A 25185-nucleotide genomic window follows, 5' to 3' on the forward strand; every position below is an offset into this window, starting at 1 on the left:
CTCAGCCCTCCCGCTCGAGCCCGGACCCGTCGCCGAGCCGGCCCAGTTCGTGGTCGATGAAGGCGAACACCTCGTCCGTGCTGGCCGCGTCGAGCCGCTCGGAGACGTCTTCGCCGTCGGGCTCCGCGTCGGAGATCTTCGCCAGGAGCCGGCGCAGCCGGGCCGCGACGTCCGCCTCCGCGAACTCGCCCGCCGTGCCCGCGGCGACCAGCTCTTCGAGCCGGTCCAGCTCGTCCGGCAGCGAGGTCGCGGCGGCCGGGGCCGGCGCCAGTTCGGCCCGCAAGTGCGCGGCGAGCCCGGCCGGGGTCGGGTAGTCGAAGACGACGGTCGCCGACAGGGTCAGCCCGGTCGCGGCGGTGAGCCGGTTGCGGAACTCGACCGCGGTCAGCGAGTCGAAGCCCAGCTCGCGGAACTCCAGCCCGGCCCCGACCTGCTCGGCCGGGTGCCCGAGCACCGCGGAGACCTGGTTGCGCACCAGGGAAAGCAGCGTCCGTTCCTGCTCGCTCTCCCGCATCGAGGCCAGCTGCCCGCGCAGGTCGGCCGCGGCGGCCCGGTCCGGCCCGGCGGCCGCGCTGCGGCGTCCGGGACGGCCCACCGGGCGCAGCAGCCACGGCAGCTCGCCGCGGGTGCGCAGGGTCGGCAGGTCGACGCGTACCGGGACGAGGTGCGCAGTAGCACTGGCGACCGCGCGGTCGAACAGCTCGGTGCCCTGCTCGGCATTGAGCGGCGGCATCCCGCCGCGGACCATCCGCTCGCGGTCGGCGTCGGTGAGGTCGCCGGTCATGCCGGTGTCCCAAGCGCCCCAGGCCAGGCTCAGACCAGACCGGCCGCGGGCGATGCGGTGGGCGGCGAGGGCGTCGAGGAACGCGTTGGCCGCCGCGTAGTTGGCCTGTCCCGGCGTGCCGATCGTGCCGGCCACCGAGGAGAACAGCACGAACCCGGCGACGTCGCCGGCGAGTTCGTGCAGGTGCCAGGCGGCGTCGAGCTTCGGCGCGAACACTGTCTCCAGCCGTTCCGGGGACTGCGAGGCCAGCACGCCGTCGTCGACCACCCCGGCGGTGTGCACGACGGCGGTCAGGTCGGGCACCCCGGCCAGCACGGCGGCCAGCGCGTCCCGATCACTGACGTCACAGGCCACCACCCGGACATCGGCCCCCGCCAGCTTCGCGACCAGCTCGTCAACCCCCTCAGCCGCCGGACCACGACGACTGAGCAGCAGCAACTTCCGCGCCCCGCGCGCCACGAGATGCCGGGCGAAGACCCGCCCCAGACCGCCGGTCCCGCCCGTGATGAGCACCGTCCCCTCCGGGTTCCAGCCCGCACTTTCACGTGAAAGTGCGGGGCCCAGGTCGGCACTTTCACGTGAAAGTGCCGCTCGGGTCAGGCGGGCGACGCTCAGGGTGCCGTCGCGCAAGAGAAGTTGCGGTTCGCCGGTGGCCAGGGCCGCGCGGAGGGTGGCGCCGTCGGGCTCGTCGACGTCCAGCAGGACGAAGCGGCCGGGTTCCTCGGACTGCGCCGAGCGGACGAGGCCCCAGACCGCGGCCGCGGCGACGTCGTCCCCGGCGACGGCGCCCCGGGTGACGAACACCAGCCTCGGCGCGGGACTTTGCAGGTACCCCAGCACTTCCGCGGTGAGCGCGTGTGCCGAAGCCGCCGCGTCGGGCCCGCCGGTGACCGGGATGGCGATGACGTCGGCGCCGGACACCAGCGCGGTCGCGAAGTCCGGCTGGGCCTCGCAGCCGAGGGCGGTGGCGAGGTCGTCGCCGAGGGCCGCCCACGTTTCGGTGCCCGGCTCGGGGATCGGGACGGGCGTCCAGCGCAGCTCGAACAGCGCGTCGGCCTCGGCGGGCGCTTCGGCCGCGCGGAGGGTGACGCCGGTGGCCGTCAGGACCGGTTTCCCGGCGTCATCGGCCAGCGCCAGGGTGACGGAGTCGCCGCCCGCCGGGGTGATCCGGACGCGGGCGCGGCTGGCGCCGGACGCGTGCAGGGTGACGCCGGTCCACGTGAACGGCAGCCCGGCCGGGGCGCCTTCGCCGAAGCCGATGGCCTGCAGGGCCGCGTCGAGCAACGCCGGGTGCAGCCCGAACCGCCCGGCTTCGACGCTTTCGGGCAGGGCCAGTTCGGCGTAGACCTCGGCGCCGGCGCGCCAGACGCGGCGCAGGCCCTGGAACGCGGGCCCGTAAGCGAACCCGGCTTCGGCCGCGGAGGCGTAGAAGTCCGTGAGATCCGCTTCGACCGCACCGACCGGCGGCCACGTGTCGGGCAGCGGCTCGGCGGCGACCGCGCGCGGGACCAGGGTGCCGGTCGCGTGCCGGGTCCACTCGTCGTCGGCCCGCGACGAGATCGTCAGCTCGCGGCGGCCACCTTCGCCCGGCTCGCCCACGGCGAGCTGCAGCACGACGGCGCCGTCCGGGTCGAGGACCAGGGGCACGGCCAGGGTCAGGTCCTCGACCGCCGCGCAGCCGACCTCGTCGGCCGCACGGACCGCCAGTTCGAGGAAAGCCGCGCCGGGGAACAGGATCGTGCCGCCGACGACGTGGTCGCGCAGCCACGGCTGGGTGGCCGCGGACAGCCGGCCCGAGAACACCACGCCCGGCGAGTCGGCCAGCGCGAGGGTCGCGCCGAGCAGCGGGTGCCCGGCCGGGGCGAGGCCGAGACCGGTGGCGTCGCCGCCGGCGGCCGGCAGCGGCCAGAACCACTCGTGCTGGAAGGCGTACGTCGGGAGCGCGACGCGCCGGGCGTCCGGGAAGCGGGCGGCCCAGTCGACGGCGACCCCGGCGACGTGCAGCCGCGCGAGGGCTTCGGCGAGCGCGGTGGCCTCGTCCCGGTCCTTGCGCTGCACCGGGATGACGTGCGCGGCCGGTTCGTCGACGACCGCGGTGAGCGTGGCGTCCGGGCCCAGCTCGGCAAAGACCGTCACGCCCGCCTCGGTGAGCCGCTCGATCGCGTCGCCGAAGCGGACGGTGTCGCGGATCTGGCTGACCCAGTACGCCGGGGACGTGACGTCGCCCGCCGACACGACCGGCACCCGCGGCTCGGCGAACTCGAGCTTCGCCACGACGTCGCCGAATTCGGCGAGCATCGGCTCCATCAGCACGGAGTGGAAGGCGTGCGAGACCCGCAGCCGCCGGTACTTGGGGAACTTCGCCGCGACCGCGACGACGGCGTCTTCGTGTCCGGAAAGGACGACCGAGCCGCGGCTGTTCACGGCGGCGACGTCGACGCCTTCGCCGACGAACGGGAGAACGTCCTCTTCGGACGCCCGCACCGCGACCATGACGCCGCCCTCCGGCAGCGCGCCCATCAGCCGGGCCCGCGCGGAAACCAGCGCGCACGCGTCCGGCAGGGACAGCACCCCCGCCACGTGGGCGGCGGCGATCTCGCCGACCGAGTGCCCGGTCACGAAGTCGGGGTGCACGCCCCAGGACTCCAGGAGCCGGAACAACGCGACCTCGAAGGCGAACAGCGCGGGCTGCGCGAACTCCGTGCGGTCGATCCGGTCCTCGTCGTCGAGTGCGGCGCGCACCTCCGGGTCGAGCAGGGCCAGGACCTCGTCGAACGCGGCCGCGAACACCGGGTGCGCGACGTAGAGGTCGCGTCCCATGTGGATGCGCTGCGAACCTTGTCCGGCGAAGAGGAACGCGACCGGCGGGGCGACCCGGGCCTCCCCTTGCACGGCCGGATCCCCGGCGGCGATGGCGCGCAGTCCGGTGACGACTTCGGCGAGTTCGCTGCCGACGACGGCCGCGCGGTGCGTGAACGCCGCCCGGGTCGTCGCGGCCGCGTGCGCCAGGTCTGCCACCGGGATCTCGGTCGTCTCGAGGTGGTCGGCCAGGCGGGCGGCCTGGGCGCGCAGGGCTTCGGGCGTCCGGCCGGAGAACACGACCGGCACCGGGCCGGCGTCGGGCATGGCGGGCCGGGGCGCGGGCTGCTCGGCGGGCTGTTCGAGGATGACGTGGGCGTTGGTGCCGCTGATCCCGAACGACGACACCGCCGAGCGGCGGACGCGGCCGGTCTCGGGCCACGCGGTGGTGTCCGGCACCAGGTCGACCGCGCCTTCGGTCCAGTCCACATGGGACGACGGTTCGCTCGAATAGCGCGACTTCGGGACGACGCCGTGGCGCATGGCCTGCACCATCTTGATCACGCCCGCGACGCCCGCGGCGGCCTGGGTGTGCCCGATGTTGGCCTTGACCGACCCCAGCAGCAGCGGCGTTTCGCGGTCACGGCCGTAAGTAGCGAGGAGGCTCTGCGCTTCGATCGGGTCGCCGAGCGGGGTGCCGGTGCCGTGTCCCTCGACGACGTCCACATCGGACGTCGTGAGGCCGGAGACCGTCAGCGCCTGGCGGATCACCCGCTGCTGCGAAGGGCCGTTGGGGGCGGTGAGGCCGTTGGACGCGCCGTCCTGGTTGACCGCCGAGCCGCGCACCACGGCGAGGACCTCGTGGCCGTTGCGGCGGGCGTCCGAGAGCCGTTCGAGCAGGACCACGCCGACGCCTTCGGCCCAGCCGACGCCGTCGGCGGAGTCGGAGAACGACTTGCACCGGCCGTCTCGCGCGAGGCCGCCCTGAGCCGAGAAATCGACAAAGGCACCCGGGGTGGCCATGACCGTGACACCACCGGCGATCGCCAGTTCGCAGTCCCCGGCCCGCAGTGCTTGCGCCGCCCAGTGCATCGCGACCAGCGACGACGAACACGCCGTGTCGACGGTGACCGCCGGGCCCTCCAGCCCGAGCGCGTAGGCGACGCGGCCGGACATGACGCTGCCCGCGGTGCCGATGCCGAGGAAGCCGAGGGCCTCCTCCGGGAACTGCACGCCCTGGCCGTAGTCGTGGTACATCACGCCGGCGAACACGCCCGTCTTGCTGCCACGCAACGAAAGCGGGTCGACGCCGGCGCGTTCGATGACTTCCCAGGACGTTTCCAGCAGCAGGCGCTGCTGCGGGTCCATCGCGAGGGCCTCGCGCGGCGAGATCCCGAACAGGCCGGGGTCGAACATCCCGGCCTCGCCGAGGAATCCGCCTTCATGGACGTACGAACGGCCTCGATCGGCGCCGAAGAGCCCGGCGAGGTCCCAGCCGCGGTCGGCCGGGAACGGGCCGACGCCGTCGCCGCCGTCGAGGACCAGCTGCCACAGCTGTTCGGGTGAGGTGACCCCGCCCGGGTAGCGGCAGGCCATCGACACGATGGCGATCGGGTCGTCGGACACCGGCGCCTTGACCGTGGTGCGGGCGACCGGCACGTCCTCGCCGGCGAGTTCGCCGCGCAGGAAACCGGCCAGCACGACCGGGGTCGGGTGGTCGAACACCAGGGTGGCCGGCAACCGCAGGCCGGTCGCGGTGGCGAGCTGGTTGCGGAACTCGACCGCGGTGAGCGAGTCGAAGCCGAGGCCGCGGAACTCGCGCTCGACGTCGACGCTCGCGGCGTCGAACCCGAGCACGGCGGCGACCTGCGTGCGGATGACCTCCAGCAAGGCCTTGTGCTGCTCGCTCTCGCGGAGGCCGGAAAGCCGTTCGCGCAGGGCGTTGGCGACCGGGGTGGCCCGGCCCGCGCCGCGCCGGCTCCGGCGCCCGGCCGGGCGCAGCAGCCACGGCGGTTCGGCCAGGCCGCGCAGGCGTGGCAGGTCCATCAGCACCGGCACGAGCGCGGGTTCGCCGAGCGCGACGGCCCGGTCGAAGAGCGCGCAACCCTGCTCGACCGGCAGCGGCGGCATGCCCGCGCGGGTCATCCGCTCGCGGTCGGCGTCGGTGAGGGTGCCGACCATGCCGGTCTCCCACGCGCCCCACGCCAGCGACGTCGCGGCGAGCCCGCGGGCGTGCCGGTGGGCGGCGAGGGCGTCGAGGAAGGCGTTGGCGGCGGCGTAGTTGGCCTGTCCCGGCGAGCCGATGGTGCCGGCGACCGAGGAGAACAGCACGAACGCGCCGACATCGCCGGCCAGCTCGTGCAGGTTCCAGGCGGCGTCGGCCTTCGGGCGCAGCACGGTCTCGAGGCGCCCGGCGTCGAGGGAGCCGAGGACGCCGTCGTCGAGGACGCCGGCGGCGTGCAGGATCGCGGTCAGCGGGCGGTCGGCGGGGATGCTGCCCAGGAGCTTCGCGGCGGCGTCGCGGTCGGCGAAGTCGCAGGCGGCGACGGTGACTTCGGTGCCGTGCGCGGCGAGTTCGGCGACCAGTTCGACGACCCCGTCGGCGTCCCCGCCGCGGCGGCTGGCGAGCAGGACGTGCTTGACGCCGTACTCGGCGGCCAGGTGCCGGGCGAACACCCGCCCGAGCCCACCGGTACCGCCGGTGATCAGCACGGTCCCGTCGGGGTTCCAAGCGGCACTTTCACGTGAAAGCGGCGCGCGGCCGAGCCGGGCGACGCGGGCGGTGCCGTCGCGCAGGAGCAGCTGCGGTTCGCCGGTGGCGACGGCGGCGGGGAGTCCGGCGAGGGACGCGTCGTCGACGTCGGCGAGCACGAACCGGCCGGGGTTCTCGGTCTGCGCGGAGCGGACGAGACCCCAGACGGCGGCCGCGGCGAGGTCTTCCCCGGCGACGGCGCCTTCGGTGACGAAGACGATCCGGGTCTCGGTGGCCGTCTGGAGGATGGTGAGGACGTCGGCGGTGAGGCGGCGCGTGTCGGCGAGGACGTCGGTGCCACCGTGCACCGGGACCAGCAGGACGTCCGGTTCCGCGGCCAGCGCCGTGGGGAGGTCCGGGTACTCCGTGCCCAGGTCCGCGAGCCGGGAACCCAGCACCGCGTAGGTGCCCTCCGGTTCGGCGACGGACAGCGGCAGCCAGTCGAGGCGGAACAACGACTCCGGACCGGACTCGACCGGCGTCGCCGCGCGCAGGGTCAGCGCGTCGACCGACAGCACCGGCGCGCCGGTCTCGTCGGCCAGGTCCAGGGTCACCGAGTCGTCGCCGGCGCGGGTGATCCGCGCCCGCACCCGGCTCGCGCCCGTCGCGTGCAGTTCCGCGCCCGCCCAGGAGAAGGGCAGCCCGCCCGGCACTGAATCAGCGAAAGAAATCGCGTGCAGGACCGAGTCGAGCAGGGCCGGGTGCAGGCCGTACTCCTCGGCGTCGTCGCCCGGCAGCTCGGCTTCGGCGAAGACCTCGCCGTCGCGCAGCCAGACCCGCCGCAGGCCGCGGAACTGCGGCCCGTAGGCGAAACCGGCTTCGGCGAAGTTGTCGTAGAACCCGGTCAAGTCCACTTCGGACGCTCCCGCGGGCGGCCACTCCCCCGCGGCGAAGCCGGTCGGGAGCGAACCCGGGGCCAGAACGCCGGTGCCGTGCCGGACCCATTCGCCGTCGGCACGCGAAGCCACACTCACCTCGCGGCGGCCGTCCGCGTCCGGGGCACCGGCCACGACCTGGACGAGCGTCGCGCCGGACAGCACCAGCGGCGCCGCCACGGTGAAGTCCTCGACGCGGCCGCAGCCGACCTGGTCACCGGCGCGCACCACGAGTTCGAGGAACCCGGCGCCGGGGAACAGCACCTGGCTGCCGATCACGTGCTCGTCGACCCACGACGTCGCGAGCCGGCCGGAGAAGACGACCTCGCCGGAGCCGGCGACCTCGGTGACCGCGCCGAGCAGCGGGTGCCCAGCCGCGGTGATGCCGAGCTGGTGCGCGCCCGGGACGAGCCGCGGCCAGTACCGCTGCCGCTGGAAGGCGTACGTCGGCAGCGCGACGCGGCGGGCGCCGGTGCCGTCGAACAGCGCCGCCCAGTCGACCGGCACGCCGTTGACGTGCAGCGCGGCCAGCGCGGTGACGGCGGTGGTCTCCTCGTCGCGTCCGGCGCGCAGCACCGGGGCGAGCACTTCGCCGTCGACGAGCGCGGTGAGCACGGCGTCCGGGCCGAGTTCGGCGAACGCCGTGACGCCTGCGTCGATCAGGTGCGCGGTCGTGTCGGCGAAGCGGACGGTGTCGCGGACCTGCCGCACCCAGTACCCGGGCGAGGTGAAGTCGCCGACGACCGGGATTTCCGGCTCGGCGAACGTCAAACCTGCGACGACCGCGCGGAACTCGTCGAGCATCGGGTCCATCGCCGCCGAGTGGAACGCGTGGGACACGGTGAGCCGCTTGGTCTGCTCGAAGCCCGCGGCCGCGGCCAGGACGGCCTCTTCGGTTCCGGACAGCACGACCGACGACGGCCCGTTCACCGCGGCGAGCGAGACGTCTTCCGACAGCAGCGGCCGGACCTCGGCTTCGGTGGCGCGCACGGCGACCATCGCCCCGCCGGACGGCAGCGCCTGCATGAGCCGGGCGCGGGCCGCGACGAGCGTGCACGCATCGGCCAGCGACAGCACCCCGGCGGCGTGGGCGGCGGCGATCTCGCCGACCGAGTGCCCGGCCAGGTACGCGGGTCGCACGCCCCACGAGCGCACCAGGCGGAACAGCGCGACTTCGAGCGCGAAGAGCGCGGGCTGGGCCCAGCCGGTCTCGTCGAGCACCGCGGAGTCGTCACCGAAGACGACTTCGCGCAGCGGACGCGGCAGGGCGGTGTCGAGGTGGGCGCAGACCGCGTCGAAGGCGTCGGCGAACACTCCGAATCGCTCGTAAAGTCCGCGGCCCATGCCAAGCCGCTGCGAACCCTGGCCGGTGAACAGGAACGCCACCGACCGTTCCCGCGCGACTCCGCGGGCCACCGGGGAGCCATCGATGAGCACGGCCCGGTGTTCGAACGCCGAGCGTGTGGTGGCGAGCGAGAACCCGGCGTCGAGCGGGTCGAGGTCGTGGGGCAGGGCGGCGAGCTGGGCGTCGAGGGCGGCTTCGGACCGGCCGGAGACCGGCCACGGCACCACACCCGGCGTAACCTCCCGCTCCGGCGGCACCGGGGAAAGAGCCGGGGCCTGCTCGATGATCACGTGCGCGTTGGTGCCGGACAGGCCGAACGACGAGACACCGGCCCGGCGCGGGTGCCCGTTCTCCCGCCAGTCGACCGGCTCGGTGAGCAGTTCGACCCCGCCCGAAGTCCAGTCGACGTGCGTGGAGGGCTCGGTGACGTGCAGCGAGGCCGGGATCCGTTCCCGTTGCAGGGCAAGGATCATCTTGATCACCCCGGCGACGCCCGCCGCGGCCTGGGTGTGGCCGAGGTTGGACTTGACCGACCCCAGCAGCAACGGCCGCTCTCGTTCCTGCCCGTAGGCGGCCAGCAGCGCCTGCGCCTCGATCGGGTCGCCGAGGGTCGTGCCGGTACCGTGTCCCTCCACGACGTCCACTTCGGACGGTCGCAGTCCCGCACTGGCCAAGGCCTGCCGGATCACCCGCTGCTGCGAAGGCCCGTTGGGGGCGGTGAGGCCGTTGGACGCGCCGTCGGAGTTGATGGCCGAACCGGCCACCACCGCGAGGACGTCGTGGCCGTGGCGGCGCGCGTCGGACAGCCGCTCGACGACGAGCACGCCGGCGCCTTCGGACCAGCTCGTGCCGTCGGCGGAGTCGGAGTACGCCTTGCACAGCCCGTCCGGCGCGAGGCCGTTCTGGCGGCTGAACCCGACGAAGCTGACCGGCGTGGCCATGACCGTGACACCGCCGGCGAGCGCGAGGTCGCACTCCCCCGCACGCAGGGCCTGCGCCGCGAGGTGCAGGGCGACCAGCGAAGACGAGCACGCGGTGTCGATCGTCATCGCCGGGCCTTCGAGACCGAGCACATAGGACAGTCGTCCGGACACGACGCTCGCCGCGACGCCGGTGCCCGCGTGGGCCTCGACGTCGGTGGCGGAGCGGACGATCACCCCGGCGTAGTCCTGGCCGTTGGTGCCGACGAAGACGCCGGTTCGGCTGCCGCGCAGGCCGGCCGGGTCGATGCCGGTGCGCTCGAAGGCTTCCCACGACGTCTCCAGCAGCACGCGTTGCTGCGGGTCCATCGCCAGGGCTTCGCGCGGGGAGATCCCGAAGAACTCGGGGTCGAAGTCGGCGGCGTCGGACAGGAACCCGCCGCGGTCGACGTAGCTGCTGCCGCGGCCCTCGCCGGCCAGGGCCGACATGTCCCAGCCTCGGTCGGCGGGGAAGCCCGTGATCGCGTCGCGGCCCTCGGACAGGAGCGTCCACAGGTCTTCGGGGGTGCGGACGCCGCCGGGGAAGCGGCAGCTCATGCCGACCACGACGATCGGGTCGCTCGTGTCGCCGGCCGGGCCCGCGAGGGCGGTCACCGGGGTGTCGCCGCCGAGGACCTCGGCGAGCAGGAATTCGGCCAGGGCCAAGGGGTTCGGATGGTCGAACACGAGGGTCGCAGGCAGGCTCAGGCCGGTCACGGCGTCGAGCCGGTTGCGCAGCTCGATCGCGGTGAGCGAGTCGAACCCGAGGTCCGAAAACGCCCGTGTGGCCCCGATTTCCGCGGTGCCCGCGTGCCCGAGCACGGTGGCGACGTGCTCGCGGACCAGGTCCAGCAGCACGCTCACGCGTTCGGCGGCGGGGGTCGCGAGCAGCCGCGTCGCCAGTGCCCCGCCCGCCGCGGGAGCCGTATCGAGTTCGGCGAGCACCCGGCGGACGACCGGCAGGTCGGCCAGCAGCGGGCTGCGGCGGATGCTCAGCAGCGGCCGCAGGACGTCGGCGTTCTGGATGTCGGCGACGACGAGCTGCGCGTTCGGGCCGCCCGCGTCGGCGAGCACGGTGACGGCGAGGTCGGGGTCCAGCCCGCCGCCGAGACCGGCGGCCATGCCGTTCCCGGCCCAGGCGCCCCAGGCGATCGACGTCGCGGCCTGGCCGCGGGCGCGCCGGGCTTCGGCGAGCGCGTCAAGCACGGCGTTGGCGGCGGCGTAGTTGGCCTGGCCGGGGTTGCCGACGGCGCCGGCGACGGAGGAGAACAGGATGAACGCGTCGAGGTCGCCGGTCAGCTCGTCGAGCAGCAGCGCCGAGTCGACCTTCGCGCGGAACACGGCGTCGAAGCGGTCCGGGGTGAGGCCGCCGAGGACGCAGTCGTCGAGGACCCCGGCCGCGTGCACGACGGCGTCGGGCCGGTGTTCGGCCAGCAAGTCGGTGAGCTGCGCCCGATCCGCGACATCGCAGCGGGCGACGACCACGCGCTCGTCGGGGCCGGGTTCGCCGCCGGAGCGGCTGGCCAGCACGACCCGGTCGGCGCCCTGGCCGAGCAGCCACTTCGTGACGTGGCGGCCGAGCGCGCCGGTGCCGCCGGTGACGAGGACGGTGCCGCGCGGCTGCCACGGCGTGGTCGCGGCCGTGGCCGGGGTGAGGCGACGGCCGTAGACGCCGGAAGCGCGGACGGCGATCTGGTCGTCGTCACCGTCGAGAGCCGCGGCGAAGCGGGCCAGCAGCCGCGCGTCGAGGTCGGCCGGGAGGTCGGCGAGACCACCCCAGCGGCGCGGGTACTCCAGCGCGGCGACGCGGCCGAGACCCCAGATCGCGGCCTGCGCGGGTTCGGTGAGCGGGTCGGCCGGGCCAGTGGACACCGCGCCGCGGGTGACGCACCACAGCGCGGTATCGGCACCGAGGTCGTCCAGCGCTTGGATGAGTGCGGTGGTCTCGTCGAGCCCGAGGAACGAGACGACGACCGGGGCAAGGTGGTCACGCAGGAGGTCGGTCAGCTCCTCACGGTCCACAGTAGACACCGTCAGCGAGGTGCCCAGTGCGTCCGCGACCTCGCGAACCCACGGGTCGTCCGTGGGCGGGACGAGGACCAGCCGGTCACCCGCCGTCGCGGTCGACGTGGGCAAGGGTCGCCATTCGACGCGGTAGCGCCAGCCATCCACAACGGACTGCCGCTGACGGCGGGCGCGCAGGGCCGACAGCGCCGGGACGACCGACTCCAGGGCCGGGGCGTCCACTTGGAGGTCCGCCGCCAGCGACGCGAGATCGCCGTTCTCCACGACCGACCAGAAGGAGTCGTCCGCGGCGGTGCGCACGGCGGGTTCGGGCCAGTAGCGGCGGCGCTGGAAGGCGTAGGTGGGCAGGTCCGTGACGCGGGCGCCGGTGCCGGCGAACCAGGCGGCCCAGTCGATCCGGGTGCCGTTCCGGTACAGCGCGGCCACCGCGGCGGCGACGGCGGCGCGGTCGTCGCGGTCGCGGCGCAGCACGGGAACGACGGCCGCGCCCGGGACGTCGACCAGCGCGGTGAGCACGGCATCCGGGCCGACCTCGACGAACGACGTCACCCCGCGCTCGGCGAGCCCGGCGACCGCGTCGGCGAACCGGACGGTGTCGCGGACGTGCCCGACCCAGTACTCCGGGTCGGTGACGTCCCCGGCGGCGACGACCGGGATCTCCGGCTCGGCGAACGCCAGCCCGGCGACGACAGCGCGGAAGTCGTCGAGCATCGGGTCCATCAGGTGCGAGTGGAACGCGTGGCTGACCGCGAGCCGCTTGGTCTTCTCGAACCGTTCCGCGACGGCGAGGACGGCGTCCTCGGTGCCGGAGAGCACGACCGAGCGCGGACCGTTCACCGCGGCGAGGCCGACCTCGCCGGTCAGCAGCGGCCGAACGTCCGCTTCGGACGCTTCGACGGCGACCATCGCGCCACCGGGCGGAAGCGCTTGCATCAGGCGGCCACGGGCGGCCACCAGCGCGCACGCGTCCTCGAGGGACAGCACCCCGGCGACGTGCGCGGCCGCGATCTCGCCGACGGAGTGCCCGGCGACGAAGTCCGGCCGCACGTCCCACGACGCCAGCAGCCGCACCAGGGCGACCTCGATCGCGAACAACGCGGGCTGCGCGTGCCCGGTCTGGGCCAGAGCTTCGGCGTCCGCGCCCCAGATGACGTCCCTCAACCCGGGGTCGAAGTGGGCGAGCACCTCGTCGAGGGCGGCAGAGAAGACCGGGCACGTCTCGGCCAGCTCGCGGCCCATGCCGAGCCGCTGCGCGCCCTGGCCGGTGAAGAGGAACGTCTGCACGGGCGGACGGCCGGTCTCGGTGGCTCCGGTCAGCGCCCGCAGTTCGCGGATCGCCGCCGCCGGTTCGGTCGCGACGACCGCGGCCCGGTGCGCGAAGCTCGCGCGGGTGGTGGCCGCGGCGAACGCGACGTCGAGGAGGTCGCCGGACGTCTCGATCCGGGCGGCGAGGCGGGCGGCCTGGTCGCGCAGCGCCTCGGCGGTCCGGCCGGAGACGACAAGCGGCACCGGCGTCGCGGCGGCTGCCTCGCGCGGCTCCTCCGGCCGCGGCTCGGGAGCTTCGAGGATGATGTGCGCGTTGGTGCCGCTGATCCCGAACGAGGAAACCCCGGCCCGGCGGACGCGATCCACCGCGGGCCACGGAACGGCTTCGGAGACGACCTCGACCTCCCCGGCTTCCCAGTCCACATGGGACGACGGCTCGCCGACGTGCAGCGACTTCGGCACGACCCCGTGCCGCATCGCCTCGATCACCTTGATCATCCCCGCGACACCGGCGGCGGCCTGGGTGTGCCCGATGTTGGACTTGATCGACCCCAGCAGCAACGGCGTGCCGCGGTCCTGGCCGTAGGTCGCGAGCAGCGCCTGCGCCTCGATCGGGTCACCCAGGGTCGTGCCGGTGCCGTGCGCCTCGACGACGTCGACGTCCGAAGTGGACAGACCGGCGTTGGCGAGCGCGGCGCGGATGACGCGTTGCTGCGACGGGCCGTTGGGCGCGGTGAGGCCGTTCGAAGCACCGTCCTGGTTGACCGCGGAACCCCTGACCACGGCGAGGATCCGGTGCCCTTGGCGCAGCGCGTCGGACTGCCGCTCCACCACGAGCAGGCCCGCGCCTTCGGACCAGCCGGTGCCGTCGGCGTCGTCGGAGAACGCCTTGCAGCGGCCGTCGGGCGCGAGGCCGCTCTGGCCGCTGAACCCGATGAACCCGCCCGGCGTGGCCATCACGGTCACCCCGCCGGCCAGTGCGAGATCGCACTCCCCCGACCGCAGCGACTGCGCGGCCAGGTGCAGCGCCACCAGTGAGGACGAGCACGCGGTGTCGATCGTCATCGCCGGGCCCTCCAGGCCCAGCACGTACGAGAGGCGGCCGGAGGCGACGCTCGCGGCCAGCCCGGTGCCGGTCTGCCCGCGCAGGTCGGCGTCGGTCGTCATGAGCAGGTCGGAATACGTCTGGCCGTTGGTACCTACGAACACGCCGGTGCGCGAGCCGCGCAGGCCGGTCGCGTCCAGCCCGGCCCGCTCGAACGCCTCCCACGAGACTTCGAGGAGCAACCGCTGCTGCGGGTCCATCGCGACGGCTTCGCGCGGCGAGATCCCGAAGAACGCGGCGTCGAATTCGGCGGCGTCGTAAAGGAACCCGCCCGCCTGGGTGTCGCTGGCGGCCAGCGCGGCGGTGTCCCAGCCGCGGTCGGCCGGGAAGCCCGAAACGGCGTCACCGCCCGAGGCGACCAGGTCCCACAGTCCGTCGGGACCGGTGACGCCACCGGGGAACCGGCAGGCCATCCCGACGACCACGATCGGGTCGTCGGACACCGGCCCGGCGGCCACGACGGCGGTGCCGGTCCCGCCCGAGCCGACCAGCTCGGCGCGCAGGAACTCGGCGACCGCGCCCGGGGTCGGGTAGTCGAACACCAGCGTCGAGGGCAGCCGCAGCCCGGTCACCGCGGCGAGCCGGTTGCGGAACTCCACCGCGGTCAGCGAATCGAAGCCCAGCTCGCGGAACTCCCGCGTCGTCTCGACGGCTTCGGGCGCGTGCCCGAGGACGGTGCCGACCTCGGTCGCGACGTGCCCGGTGAGCACCCGCAGCTGCTCGGCCGCGCGCATCCCGGCCAGCTGTTCGCGCAGCGACCCGCGCACGTGCTCGGCGTCGCCACCCGCGCGGCGCCGGCCCGGCCGGGCGACCGGGCGCAGCAGCCACGGCAGCTCGCCCTGGGCCCGCATGGCCGTCATGTCCACGCGCATCGGCACGACGACGGCGCTCGGCGAACGCGTGGCCCGGTCGAACAGCCGGATGCCCTGCTCGACGGTCAGCGGCGGCACGCCACCGCGGGCCATCCGCTCGCGGTCGGCGTCGGTGAGCGTGCCGACCATGCCGGTTTCCCAGCCGCCCCAGGCCAAGGAAAGCGCGACCCGGCCTTCGACCTGGCGGCGCTGGGCGAAGGCGTCGAGGAAGGCGTTGGCGGCGGCGTAGTTGCCCTGCCCGGCCGAGCCGACCGTGCCGGCGACCGAGGAGAACACGATGAACGCCGACAGGTCGAGCTCGCGCGTCAGCTCGTCGAGGTGGACGACGGCGTCGGCCTTGGGCCGCAGCACGGTGTCCAGGCGCGCCGGGTCGAGCGAGGCGACGACGCCGTCGTCGAGGACACCGGCGGTGTGCACCACGCCCCGCAGCGGGTGCGCGGCCGGGATCCGGGCCAGGACGGCGGCGAGCTGGTCGCGGTCGGCGACGTCGCAGGCTTCGATGGTGACGTCGACGCCCAGCTCGTCCCGCAGCCCGGCCGCGCCGGGGGCGTCGGGCCCGCGGCGGCTGGTGAGCACGAGGTGCCGGACGCCGTAGGCGCGCACGAGGTGCCGGGCCAGCTCGCGGCCCAGCCCGCCGGTGCCGCCGGTGATGAGCACGGTGCCGTCGGGTTCCCAGCGCGGCGGCAGGGTCAGCACGATCTTGCCGACGTGCTTCGCGCGGCTCATGTGCCGGAACGCGGCCGGGGCCTGGCGCAGGTCCCAGCTCCGGATCGGCAGCGGCGTGAGGACACCGTCGTCGAAGAGCCGCAGCAGCTCGCCGAGCAGCTCGGCCGTGCGGTCGGGACCGGCCTCCCCGAGGTCGAACGCGCGGTAGCGGATCCGCGGCAGCGCGGCGGCGTCGCGGATGTCGGTCTTGCCCATTTCGAGGAACCGGCCGCCGTCGGCGAGCAGGTTCAGCGAGGCGTCGGCGAACTCGCCGGCCAGCGCATTGAGCACGACGTCGACGCCCGTGCCGCCGGTGACGCGGCGGAAGTCGGCTTCGAATTCGAGCGAGCGGGAGGAGGCGATGTGGTCGTCGGCGACGCCGAGTTCGCGCAGGACGTGCTGCTTGCCCGCGCTCGCCGTGGCGAAGACCTCGGCGCCGAGGTGACGGGCGAGCTGGATGGCGGCCATGCCGACGCCGCCGGCGCCCGCGTGGATCAGGATCTTCTGGCCGGGCTTGAGGTCCGCGAGGTCGACCAGCGCGTAGTACGCGGTCAGGAAGACCAGCGGGACGGACGCGGCGGTGCGCGCGGACCACGCGGCGGGCACTGGCGCGAGGTAGCGCGTGTCGGAGACGCTGTGGGTGCCGAACGAGCCGGGCAGCATGCCGAAGACGCGCTCGCCGACGCGGGCCGGGTCGACGCCCGGGCCGGTCGCTTCGATCACGCCGGCGCCTTCCGCGCCGAGGTCGCCGAGCTTGCCCGGGTACATGCCGAGCACGGACAGGACGTCGCGGAAGTTGAGCCCGGCCGCTTCGAGGCGGATCCGGACGTGCCCGGCGGGCGGGTCGCCGAGCACGTCCGGGCACGCTTCGGCGCCCAGGTCGTCGATCCCCGCGGGGCCGGCGGTGAGCCGCCACGCCGGTCCCGCGGGAGGCAGGAGGTCGCCGTTGCCGGCCAGGCGGCCGAGCCGGGCGACGCGGACGCTTTCGCCGCGGACGGCGAACTGGGGTTCCCCGGAGACGACGAACCCGGTGCCGGGCAGGGCGGCGCCGGCTTCGAGGTCGACGAGCACGAACCGGCCGGGCTGCTCGGACTGCGCGGAGCGCACCAGTCCCCAGGCGGCCGCGGCGGCGAGGTCGGCGACGCGGTCACCGGGCTCAACGGCGACGGCTTCGCGGGTCACGAAGACCACACGCCCGGCCCGTTCGTCGGCGCCTTGCAGCACGCTCAGCGCGTGGGCGGTGACTTCCCGGACGGCGGCGAGCAGCGGGTGCGCGGTCTTGAATGAGTCATTCAGGTCTTCGGAGGTCCTGAATGACTCATTCAAGACGTCCGGGGCGGCGGCGAGCGGGACCAGGAGGACGTCCGGCTCCAGGGACAGCGCCGTTTCGAGGTCCGCGCAGGGGCGGGCGACGGACGCCAGCAGCGGGTCGTCGCCGAGGAGGGCCCACGTTCCGGCGGGCGCGTCCTTGGCCAGGGCCGCCGGGACCCACGTCGTCTGGAACAGGGAGTCGTCGTCCGCGTCGCGCTGGGCCGCTTCACGCAGCTGCAACGACTGGACCGTCAGGACCGGCGCGCCCGTCTCGTCGGTGACGGCGATCGCCACCGACTCGCGGTCCACCGGCGTGATCCGGGCGCGGATCCGCGTCGCGCCCGAGGCGTGCAGCGACACCCCGGACCACGCGAACGGCAGGCCGCCCGCGACCGTGTCGAGCCGGTGGAGGGCGTGCAGGACCGCGTCGAACAGGGCCGGGTGCAGGCCGTACTCGCCGTCGGCATCGCCGGGCAGCTCGGCCTCGGCGAGCAGCGTGTCGCCGTCCAGCCAGGCGCGAGTCAGGCCGCGGAACGCGGGTCCGTAAGCCAATCCGGTCGCCACCAGCTCGGGGTACACAGTGGACACATCGATTTCGCCGGCCCCGGCCGGTGGCCACTCGCCGGCCGGCGCGGGCGGGTGCTCGCCGACCGCGACGAACCCCGCCGCGTGCTGCACCCACTCGGCGTCCGGGCCGGTGCCGCGCGCGGAGATGGTCAGCTCGCGGCGCCCGGCGTCGTCTGGGCCGCCGGCGGCGATCTGCAGCAGCACCGGCTCGTCCGGGCGCAGCCACAGCGGCGTGGCGATGGAGAGGCTCTCCACGGCCGAGCAGCCGACCTGGTCCGCCGCGCGGACGGCGAGGTCGAGGAACCCGGTGCCGGGGAACAGCACGTGCCCGCCGACGACGTGGTCGGCCAGCCACGGCTGCGCGTCCCGCGCCAGCAGCCCGGACAGCACGACACCGCCGGAGTCGGCGAGGTCGACGGCGAAGTCCAGCAGCGGGTGCCCGGCCGGGGTCAGCCCGAGGCGCTCGACCGCGCCGCGGCCCGGCACGACCCGCGGCCAGAAGTGCTGGCGCTGGAAGGCATACGTGGGCAACGTGATCCGGCGGGCGCCGGGGAACCACGGCGTCCAGTCGACGTCGGCGCCGGCGACGTGCAGCTTGGCCAGCCCGGTCAGGAAGGCATCGGGTTCCGGACGGTCCTTGCGCAGCAACGGGGTCACGAGCGCGCCGGGCTCGTCGACCATCGCCGAGAGCACGCCGTCGGGGCCGATCTCGACGAACGCCGTGACGTCCAGGTCCGCGAGGACGTCGGCGAAGCGGACGGTCTCGCGGACGTGGCGGACCCAGTACTCCGGGTCGGTGACGTCGCCGGTCGTGACGAGCGGGATTCGCGGCGCCGCGAAGGTCAGCCCGGCGACGACCTCGCGGAAGCCGTCTAGCATCGGGTCGATCAGGTGCGAGTGGAACGCGTGGCTCACCTCGAGCCGCTTGGTCTTGGCGAACTGCGCCGCCACGGCCAGCACGGCTGCTTCGGTGCCTGACAGCACGACCGCGCGCGGGCCGTTGACCGCGGCGATGTCGACGCCGTCGGCCAGCCGGGCGCGAACGTCCTCTTCGGACGCCTCGACCGCCACCATCGCACCCCCGCGCGGCAGCTCCTGCATCAGGCAGCCGCGAGCGGTCACCAGCGCGCAAGCGTCTTCGAGGGACAGCACGCCCGCGATGTGGGCGGCGGCGATCTCGCCGACCGAGTGCCCGGCGACCCGGGCGGGCCGGACGCCGTGCGCCTCGGCCGTGCGGGCCAGGGCGACTTCCAGGGCGAACAACGCGGGCTGCGCCCAGCCGGTCTCTGCGAGCAGGCTCGCGTCGTCGCCCCACAGGACGTCCCGCAGGCCGGGGTCGAGGTGGGCGAGGACGGCGTCGAGCGCGTCGGCGAACGGCTTCGAGGCGGCGTACAGCTCGCGGCCCATGCCGAGCCGCTGCGACCCCTGGCCGGTGAACAGGAAACCCACCGAGGGCGTGTCCGCGGTTCCTCGCGCGACCTCGCGGACGCCGTCCGGCGTGGCCAGGAGCACGGCGCGGTGCGGGAAGCTCGCGCGGGCCGTGACCAGCGAATACCCGGCGTCGAACGGGTCGGGCCGGGCCTCGGTGAGCCGCTCGATCTGGGCGGTGAGGGCGTCTTCGGTCTTGCCCGACACGACCCACGGCACCACCGGAACCTCCGGTCGCGGCGCGGAGACCGGCCGCGGCTCGGGTGCTTCGAGGATGACGTGCGCGTTGGTGCCGCTGATGCCGAACGACGAGACACCCGCCCGTCGCGGCCGGTCGGCCACGGGCCATGCGACGGCTTCGGCAACGACCTCGACGGAACCCGCTTCCCAGTCCACATGGGACGATGCCTCGCCGACGTGCAGCGACTTCGGCACGACCCCGTGCCGCATCGCCTCGATCACCTTGATCACTCCGGCGACGCCCGCGGCGGCCTGGGTGTGGCCGATGTTCGACTTCACCGAACCCAGCAGCAGCGGGGTTTCCCGGTCCTGGCCGTAGGTCGCCAGCAGGGCCTGGGCTTCGATCGGGTCACCGAGGGTCGTGCCGGTGCCGTGCGCTTCCACGACGTCGACGTCCGAAGTGGACAGATCGGCGTCGGCCAGCGCGGCGCGGATGACCCGCTGTTGCGACGGCCCGTTCGGGGCGGTCAGGCCGTTCGAAGCACCGTCCTGGTTGACCGCGGATCCCTTGAGCACGGCGAGGATCTCGTGCCCGGCGCGGATCGCCTCGGACTGCCGCGCCAGCACCAGGACGCCGACGCCTTCGGACCAGCCGGTGCCGTCGGCGTCGTCGGAGAAGGCCTTGCAGTTGCCGTCGGGCGCGAGGCCGTTCTGGCCGCTGAACCCGACGAACCCGCCCGGCGTCGCCATCACCGTGACCCCACCGGCCAGCGCCAGGTCGCACTCCCCCGCGCGCAGCGACTGCGCGGCCAGGTGCATCGCGACCAGCGACGACGAACAGGCGGTGTCGATCGTCATCGCCGGGCCTTCCAGACCCAGCACGTAGGACAGCCGGCCGGACACGACGCTGCCGGCGATGCCGGTGCCGGTCTGGCCACGCAGCTCGACGTCGGCGGTGAGGAACAGGTCGGAATAGGTCTGGCCGTTGGTGCCGACGAACACGCCGGTGCGGGAGCCGCGCAGGCCGGTCGCGTCCAGCCCGGCGCGTTCCAGGGCCTCCCACGACACTTCGAGCAGCTGCCGTTGCTGCGGGTCCATGGCGACGGCTTCGCGCGGCGAAATCCCGAAGAAGCCCGCGTCGAATTCGGCTGCGTCGTAAAGGAATCCGCCCGCGCGGGTGTCGGACGCGGCCAGCGCGGCGGCGTCCCAGCCGCGGTCGGTGGGGAAGCTCGACACCCCGCTGCAGCCGGTGGCGACGAGGTCCCAGAGGTCTTCGGGGCTCTCGACCCCGCCGGGGAAGCGGCAGGCGACGCCGACCACGACGATCGGGTCGTCGTCCCGCCGCCCGGCCACCACCGCGGTGGGCGCGTCTGCCCCGCCGAACAGCTCGGCCAGCACCAGCCGGGCGACCGCGACCGGCGTCGGGTGGTCGAACACGAGCGTCGAGGGCAACCGCAGGCCGGTGAGCGCCGCCAGCCGGTTGCGCAGCTCGACGGCGGTCAGCGAGTCGAAACCCAATTCGGAGAACGACTTCCCGGCTCCGACGGCGGCGGGATCGGCGTGGCCGAGGATGGTCGCGGCGCGGCCGCGGACGAGGTCGGTGACCTTCGCCAGCCGCTCTTCGTCGCTCAGGACACGCAGCTGCCCGGCGAGGTCGGCGGCCGCGGCGGACGTCGTGGCGGCCGAGCGGCGGATACCCCCGGCGAGGCCGCGCAGGATCGGCGGCAGCTCTTCCAGCAGGCGCAGGGCGGCGAGGTCGACGGCGACCGGCACCACCACGGGCCGCGGCAGCGCGAGGGCGGCGTCGAACAGCGCGAGGCCCTGCTCGAGTTCGAGCGGCGGCATGCCCGAGCGGGCCATCCGCGCGCGGTCGGCTTCGGCGAGCGAGCCGGCCATGCCGACCGTCCAGGAGCCCCAGGCCAGGGAGTGGCCGGGCAGGCCGGTGGCGCGGCGGTGGGCGGCGAGGGCGTCGAGGAAGCTGTTGGCGGCGGCGTAGCTGCCCTGCCCGGCGCCGCCCATGATCCCGGCGACGGAGGAGAACAGCACGAACGCGTCGAGGTCGTGGGTCAGCTCGTGCAGGTGCCACGCGGCGGCGGCCTTGGCGGCCAGCACCGGGGCGAGCCGCTCGGGGGTGAGGGCGGTGACGACGCCGTCGTCGAGGACACCGGCCGCGTGGATCACCGCGGTCAGCGGGTGCCCGGCCGGGATCGCGGCGAGCGCGGCGGCCAGGTCGTCCCGGTCGGCGACGTCGCAGGCGCGGATCTCGACGTCGACGCCGAGTTCGTCCCGCAGTTCACGGGCGCCGGGCGCGTCCGGGCCGCGACGGCTGAGCAGCAGCAGGTGCCGGACGCCGTGCTCACGCACGAGGTGCCGAGCCAGCTCGGCCCCCAGTCCCCCGGTGCCGCCGGTGATCAGCACGGTCCCGTCCGGGTTCCAGGCGGCACTTTCACGTGAAAGTGCCGCCCCCAGGTGGGCACTTTCACGTGAAAGTGCCGCGTCGACGCGGGCGAGGCGGGCGGCGCGGGCGGTGTTGCCGCGCAGGAGCAGCTGGGGCTCGTCGAGGGCGAGGGCGCGGTGGAGGACGTCGTCGGTGGTCTCGGCGTCGACGTCGGCCAGCACGAAGCGGCCTGGGTTTTCCGCTTGCGCGGTGCGGATCAGGCCCCACACGGCCGCGGCGGCGAGGTCGTCGGCTTCGGTCACGAAGACCAGCCGCGAAGTCGCGGAACGGTCGTCCGCCAGCCAGTCCTGAGCCAGTTCGAGGGCGCGGGTGGTCAGTGTGGTGAGGCCGTCGAGGGGGCTGCCGTCGCTGGTCAGCCGGACGAGGGTGACGTCGGTGGCGCCCTCCGGCGGCAGCACGACCGGCACCCAGCGCGGCTCGAACAGTGAGTCCACATCGGACTGAGTGGCTACGGCTTCCGCGCGCACGGAACCGATCGACGCCACCGGCTGTCCCGCGGTGTCGGTCAGGGCCAGCGATCCGCCGGCACCGGCCCGGATGCGGACGCGGGCCGCGCCCGCCGCGTGCAGCGAGACCCGGGTCCACCGGGTGGGGTATCCGGTGATCCCGGCGGTCCGCAGGACGTCCTCGAGGAGGCGGGGGTGCAGCCCGAAGCGGGCCGTCTCGGCTTCGTCCTCGCCAAAGGCGACTTCGATGTCCGACTCGCCGAAGTCTTCGTGGTGCGCACCGGTGGCGAGGATGCCCTCCGCACGGCGGACCCAGCTGCCCGCGGCCCGGGTGTGGATGTCGAGCCGGCGGCGGCCGGTCGCGTCCGGCTCGCCGACCGAAAGCTGCAGGTCGACGGCTTCACCGTCGGCCAGCTCCAGCGGGGCGCCGAGGGTGAGTTCTTCGATCAGGTCGCAGCCGAGGTCGAGGCCGGCGCGCAGGGCGAGTTCGACGAACCCGGTGCCGGGGAACACGCCGTCGGTGAGCCACGGGTGGGTGCGCGCGGAGATGCGTCCGGTCAGCAGCAGCCCGTCGGACCCCGCCGGCGCCAGGGATGCGCCGAGCAGCGGGTGGGCCACCGGGTCGAGGCCGAGCCCGGCGGCGTCGACGGAGACGTCCACAGTGGACGGCCAGAAGCGCTCGCTTTGGAACGGGTACGTCGGCAGGGAGACCGTGCGGGCGCCGGTACCGGCGTAGAACGTCGGCCAGTCGACGCGGATCCCGGCCGTGTGCAGCCTGGCCAGCGCTTCGGTGAGCACCGCGACCTCGTCGGAGTCCCGGCGCGCCACCGGAATCGCGGTGACATCTGCGATCAGCGGGGTGAGCGCGGCGTCCGGGCCCAGCTCGGCGATCACCGACGCGCCGGATTCGGCGAGCCGCGCCACGGCGTCGGCGAACCGGACCGGCTCGCGGACGTGGCGCACCCAGTACTCGGCCGTGGTGACGTCCCCGGAAGCGATGAACGGCAGCACCGGCTCGGCGAACGACAACCCGCCCACCACCGCGCGGAAGTCGTCGAGCATCGGGTCCATCAACGGCGAGTGGAACGCGTGCGACACCGAAAGCCGGCGCGGGCGCTCGAAGTTCGCGGCGGCGGCCAGGACGGCGTCTTCGGCCCCGGACAGCACGACCGAGCGGGGCCCGTTCACCGCGGCGATGGCGACGTCGTCGCTCAGGTACGGCCGGACGTCGTCCTCACTCGCGCGGACGGCGACCATCGCCCCACCGGCGGGCAGCGCCTGCATCAGCCGGGCCCGCGCGCCGACCAGCACACAGGCGTCGTCGAGCGACAGCACGCCGGAAACGTGCGCGGCGGCGATCTCGCCGACCGAGTGCCCGGCGACGAAGTCAGGCCGGACAGCCCACGATTCGAGGAGCCGGAACAGCGCGACCTCGACCGCGAACAACGCTGGTTGCGCATACCCGGTCTGGTCCAGCTCGGCGGCATCGTTGCCCTGCAACACTTCGCGGACGGCGGGGTCGAGCCGGTCGAGCGTCGCGGCAAGTGCGTCGGCGAAGACGGGGAACCGCGTGGCCAGCGCGCGGCCCATCCCGAGCCACTGCGCGCCCTGGCCGGTGAACACATACGCGAGCGCGGGCGGCCGCTCGACCGAGCCCGTGACGACACCGGGCGCATCACCGTCTTCCAGCCACGCGGACAACGCCGCACGAGGCTCAGCCCCGAAGACGCTCAGCCGCTCCTCGAACGCCGAGCGGGTGGTGGCGAGCGAGAAAGCGACGTCCAGGGGATCCCCTGTGACGTCGACGATCTGCGCAACCTGCGCGCGCAACGCGGCCGGAGTCCGACCGGAAAGCAGCCAGGGCGCCGGAACATCGGAACGCGGCGTCGTGACGACCGGCGCGTCGGGTGCCTGTTCGATCAGCACGTGTGCGTTGGTGCCGCTGACCCCGAACGACGACACCCCCGCCCGGCGCGCACGATCGACCGCGGGCCACGGCTCGTTCGAAGTGGCCAGCCGGACCGCACCGGCGCTCCAGTCCACATGGGACGACGGCGTGTCCGCGTGCAACGTCCGCGGCACGACCCCGTGCCGGATCGCCTCGACCACCTTGATGATCCCCGCGACACCGGCCGCCGCCTGCGTGTGCCCGATGTTGGACTTCACCGACCCCAGCAGCAACGGCGTTTCACGGTCCTGCCCGTAGGTGGCCAGCAGGGCCTGGGCTTCGATCGGGTCGCCGAGCTTCGTGCCGGTGCCGTGCGCCTCGACGACGTCGACGTCCGCAGTGGACAGTCCGGACGCGGCGAGCGCGGCGCGGATCACGCGTTGCTGCGAAGGGCCGTTGGGCGCGGTGAAGCCGTTGGACGCACCGTCGGAGTTGACCGCGGTGCCGCGGACCACGGCGAGCACCTCGTGCCCGTTGCGCTGCGCGTCCGACAGCTTTTCCAGCACCAGCACTCCGATGCCTTCGGACCAGCCGGTGCCGTCGGCGGCGTTCGAGAAGGCTTTGCAGCGGCCGTCGGCCGAAAGCCCGCCCTGGCGGCTGAACTCCAGCAGCGACCCTGGCGTCGACATCACGTTCACGCCCGCGGCCAGCGCCAGCGTGCACTCCCCCGCCCGCAGTGCCTGCGCGGCCAGGTGCACCGCGACCAGCGACGACGAGCACGCCGTGTCGACCGTGACGACCGGCCCTTCGAGCCCGAGCGTGTAGGCCACCCGGCCGGACAGCGCGCTCGCCGCGATGCCGGTGCCGACCGAGCCGTCGGCGTCGGCCAGCGACCGGACCATCAGGTAGGCGTAGTCCTGCCCGTTCGTCCCGGTGAAGACGCCGGTCCGGCTGCCGCGCAGCCGCCGCGGGTCCAGGCCGGCCCGCTCGATCGCCTCCCACGACACCTCCAGCAGCAGCCGCTGCTGGGGGTCCAGGGACACCGCCTCGCGCGGCGAGATCCCGAAGAACGCGGCGTCGAAATCCGTGACGCCGTCGAGGAACCCGCCCGCCTGGCTGACTCCCATGCCCCGCTCGTCGACCCCGGCGCCGGTGACCGCTTCGACGTCCCAGCCGCGGTCGGCCGGGAACGGCCCGATCGCGTCGCCGCCGTCTTCGACGAGCCGCCACAGCGCTTCGGGGCCGCGGACGCCGCCGGGGAACCGGCAGCCCATGGCCACGATGGCGATCGGCTCCGTGGCGGCGGCGCGCAGCTCCTGGTTTTGCCGCTTGAGCCGCTCGGACTCCTTCATCGCGGCACGGAGTGCTTCGACGACCCGGTCGCTCGGGGTGGACATGTGTCAGCTCCGTAGGTTCATCG

1 protein-coding gene is annotated in these 25185 nt (G+C 74.4%); it reads right to left on the minus strand.

Features of this window, described 5'->3' with window-relative positions:
• Position 1: 1 nt before the first annotated feature.
• A complete protein-coding gene (locus tag H4696_RS18215) occupies positions 2 to 25162 on the minus strand; it encodes a type I polyketide synthase (RefSeq protein WP_192782385.1) in 25161 nt (8386 codons plus the stop codon).
• Between the last annotated feature and the right edge of the window lie 23 nt (positions 25163 to 25185).

This window comes from Amycolatopsis lexingtonensis (genome assembly GCF_014873755.1).
Lineage (GTDB): Bacteria > Actinomycetota > Actinomycetes > Mycobacteriales > Pseudonocardiaceae > Amycolatopsis > Amycolatopsis lexingtonensis.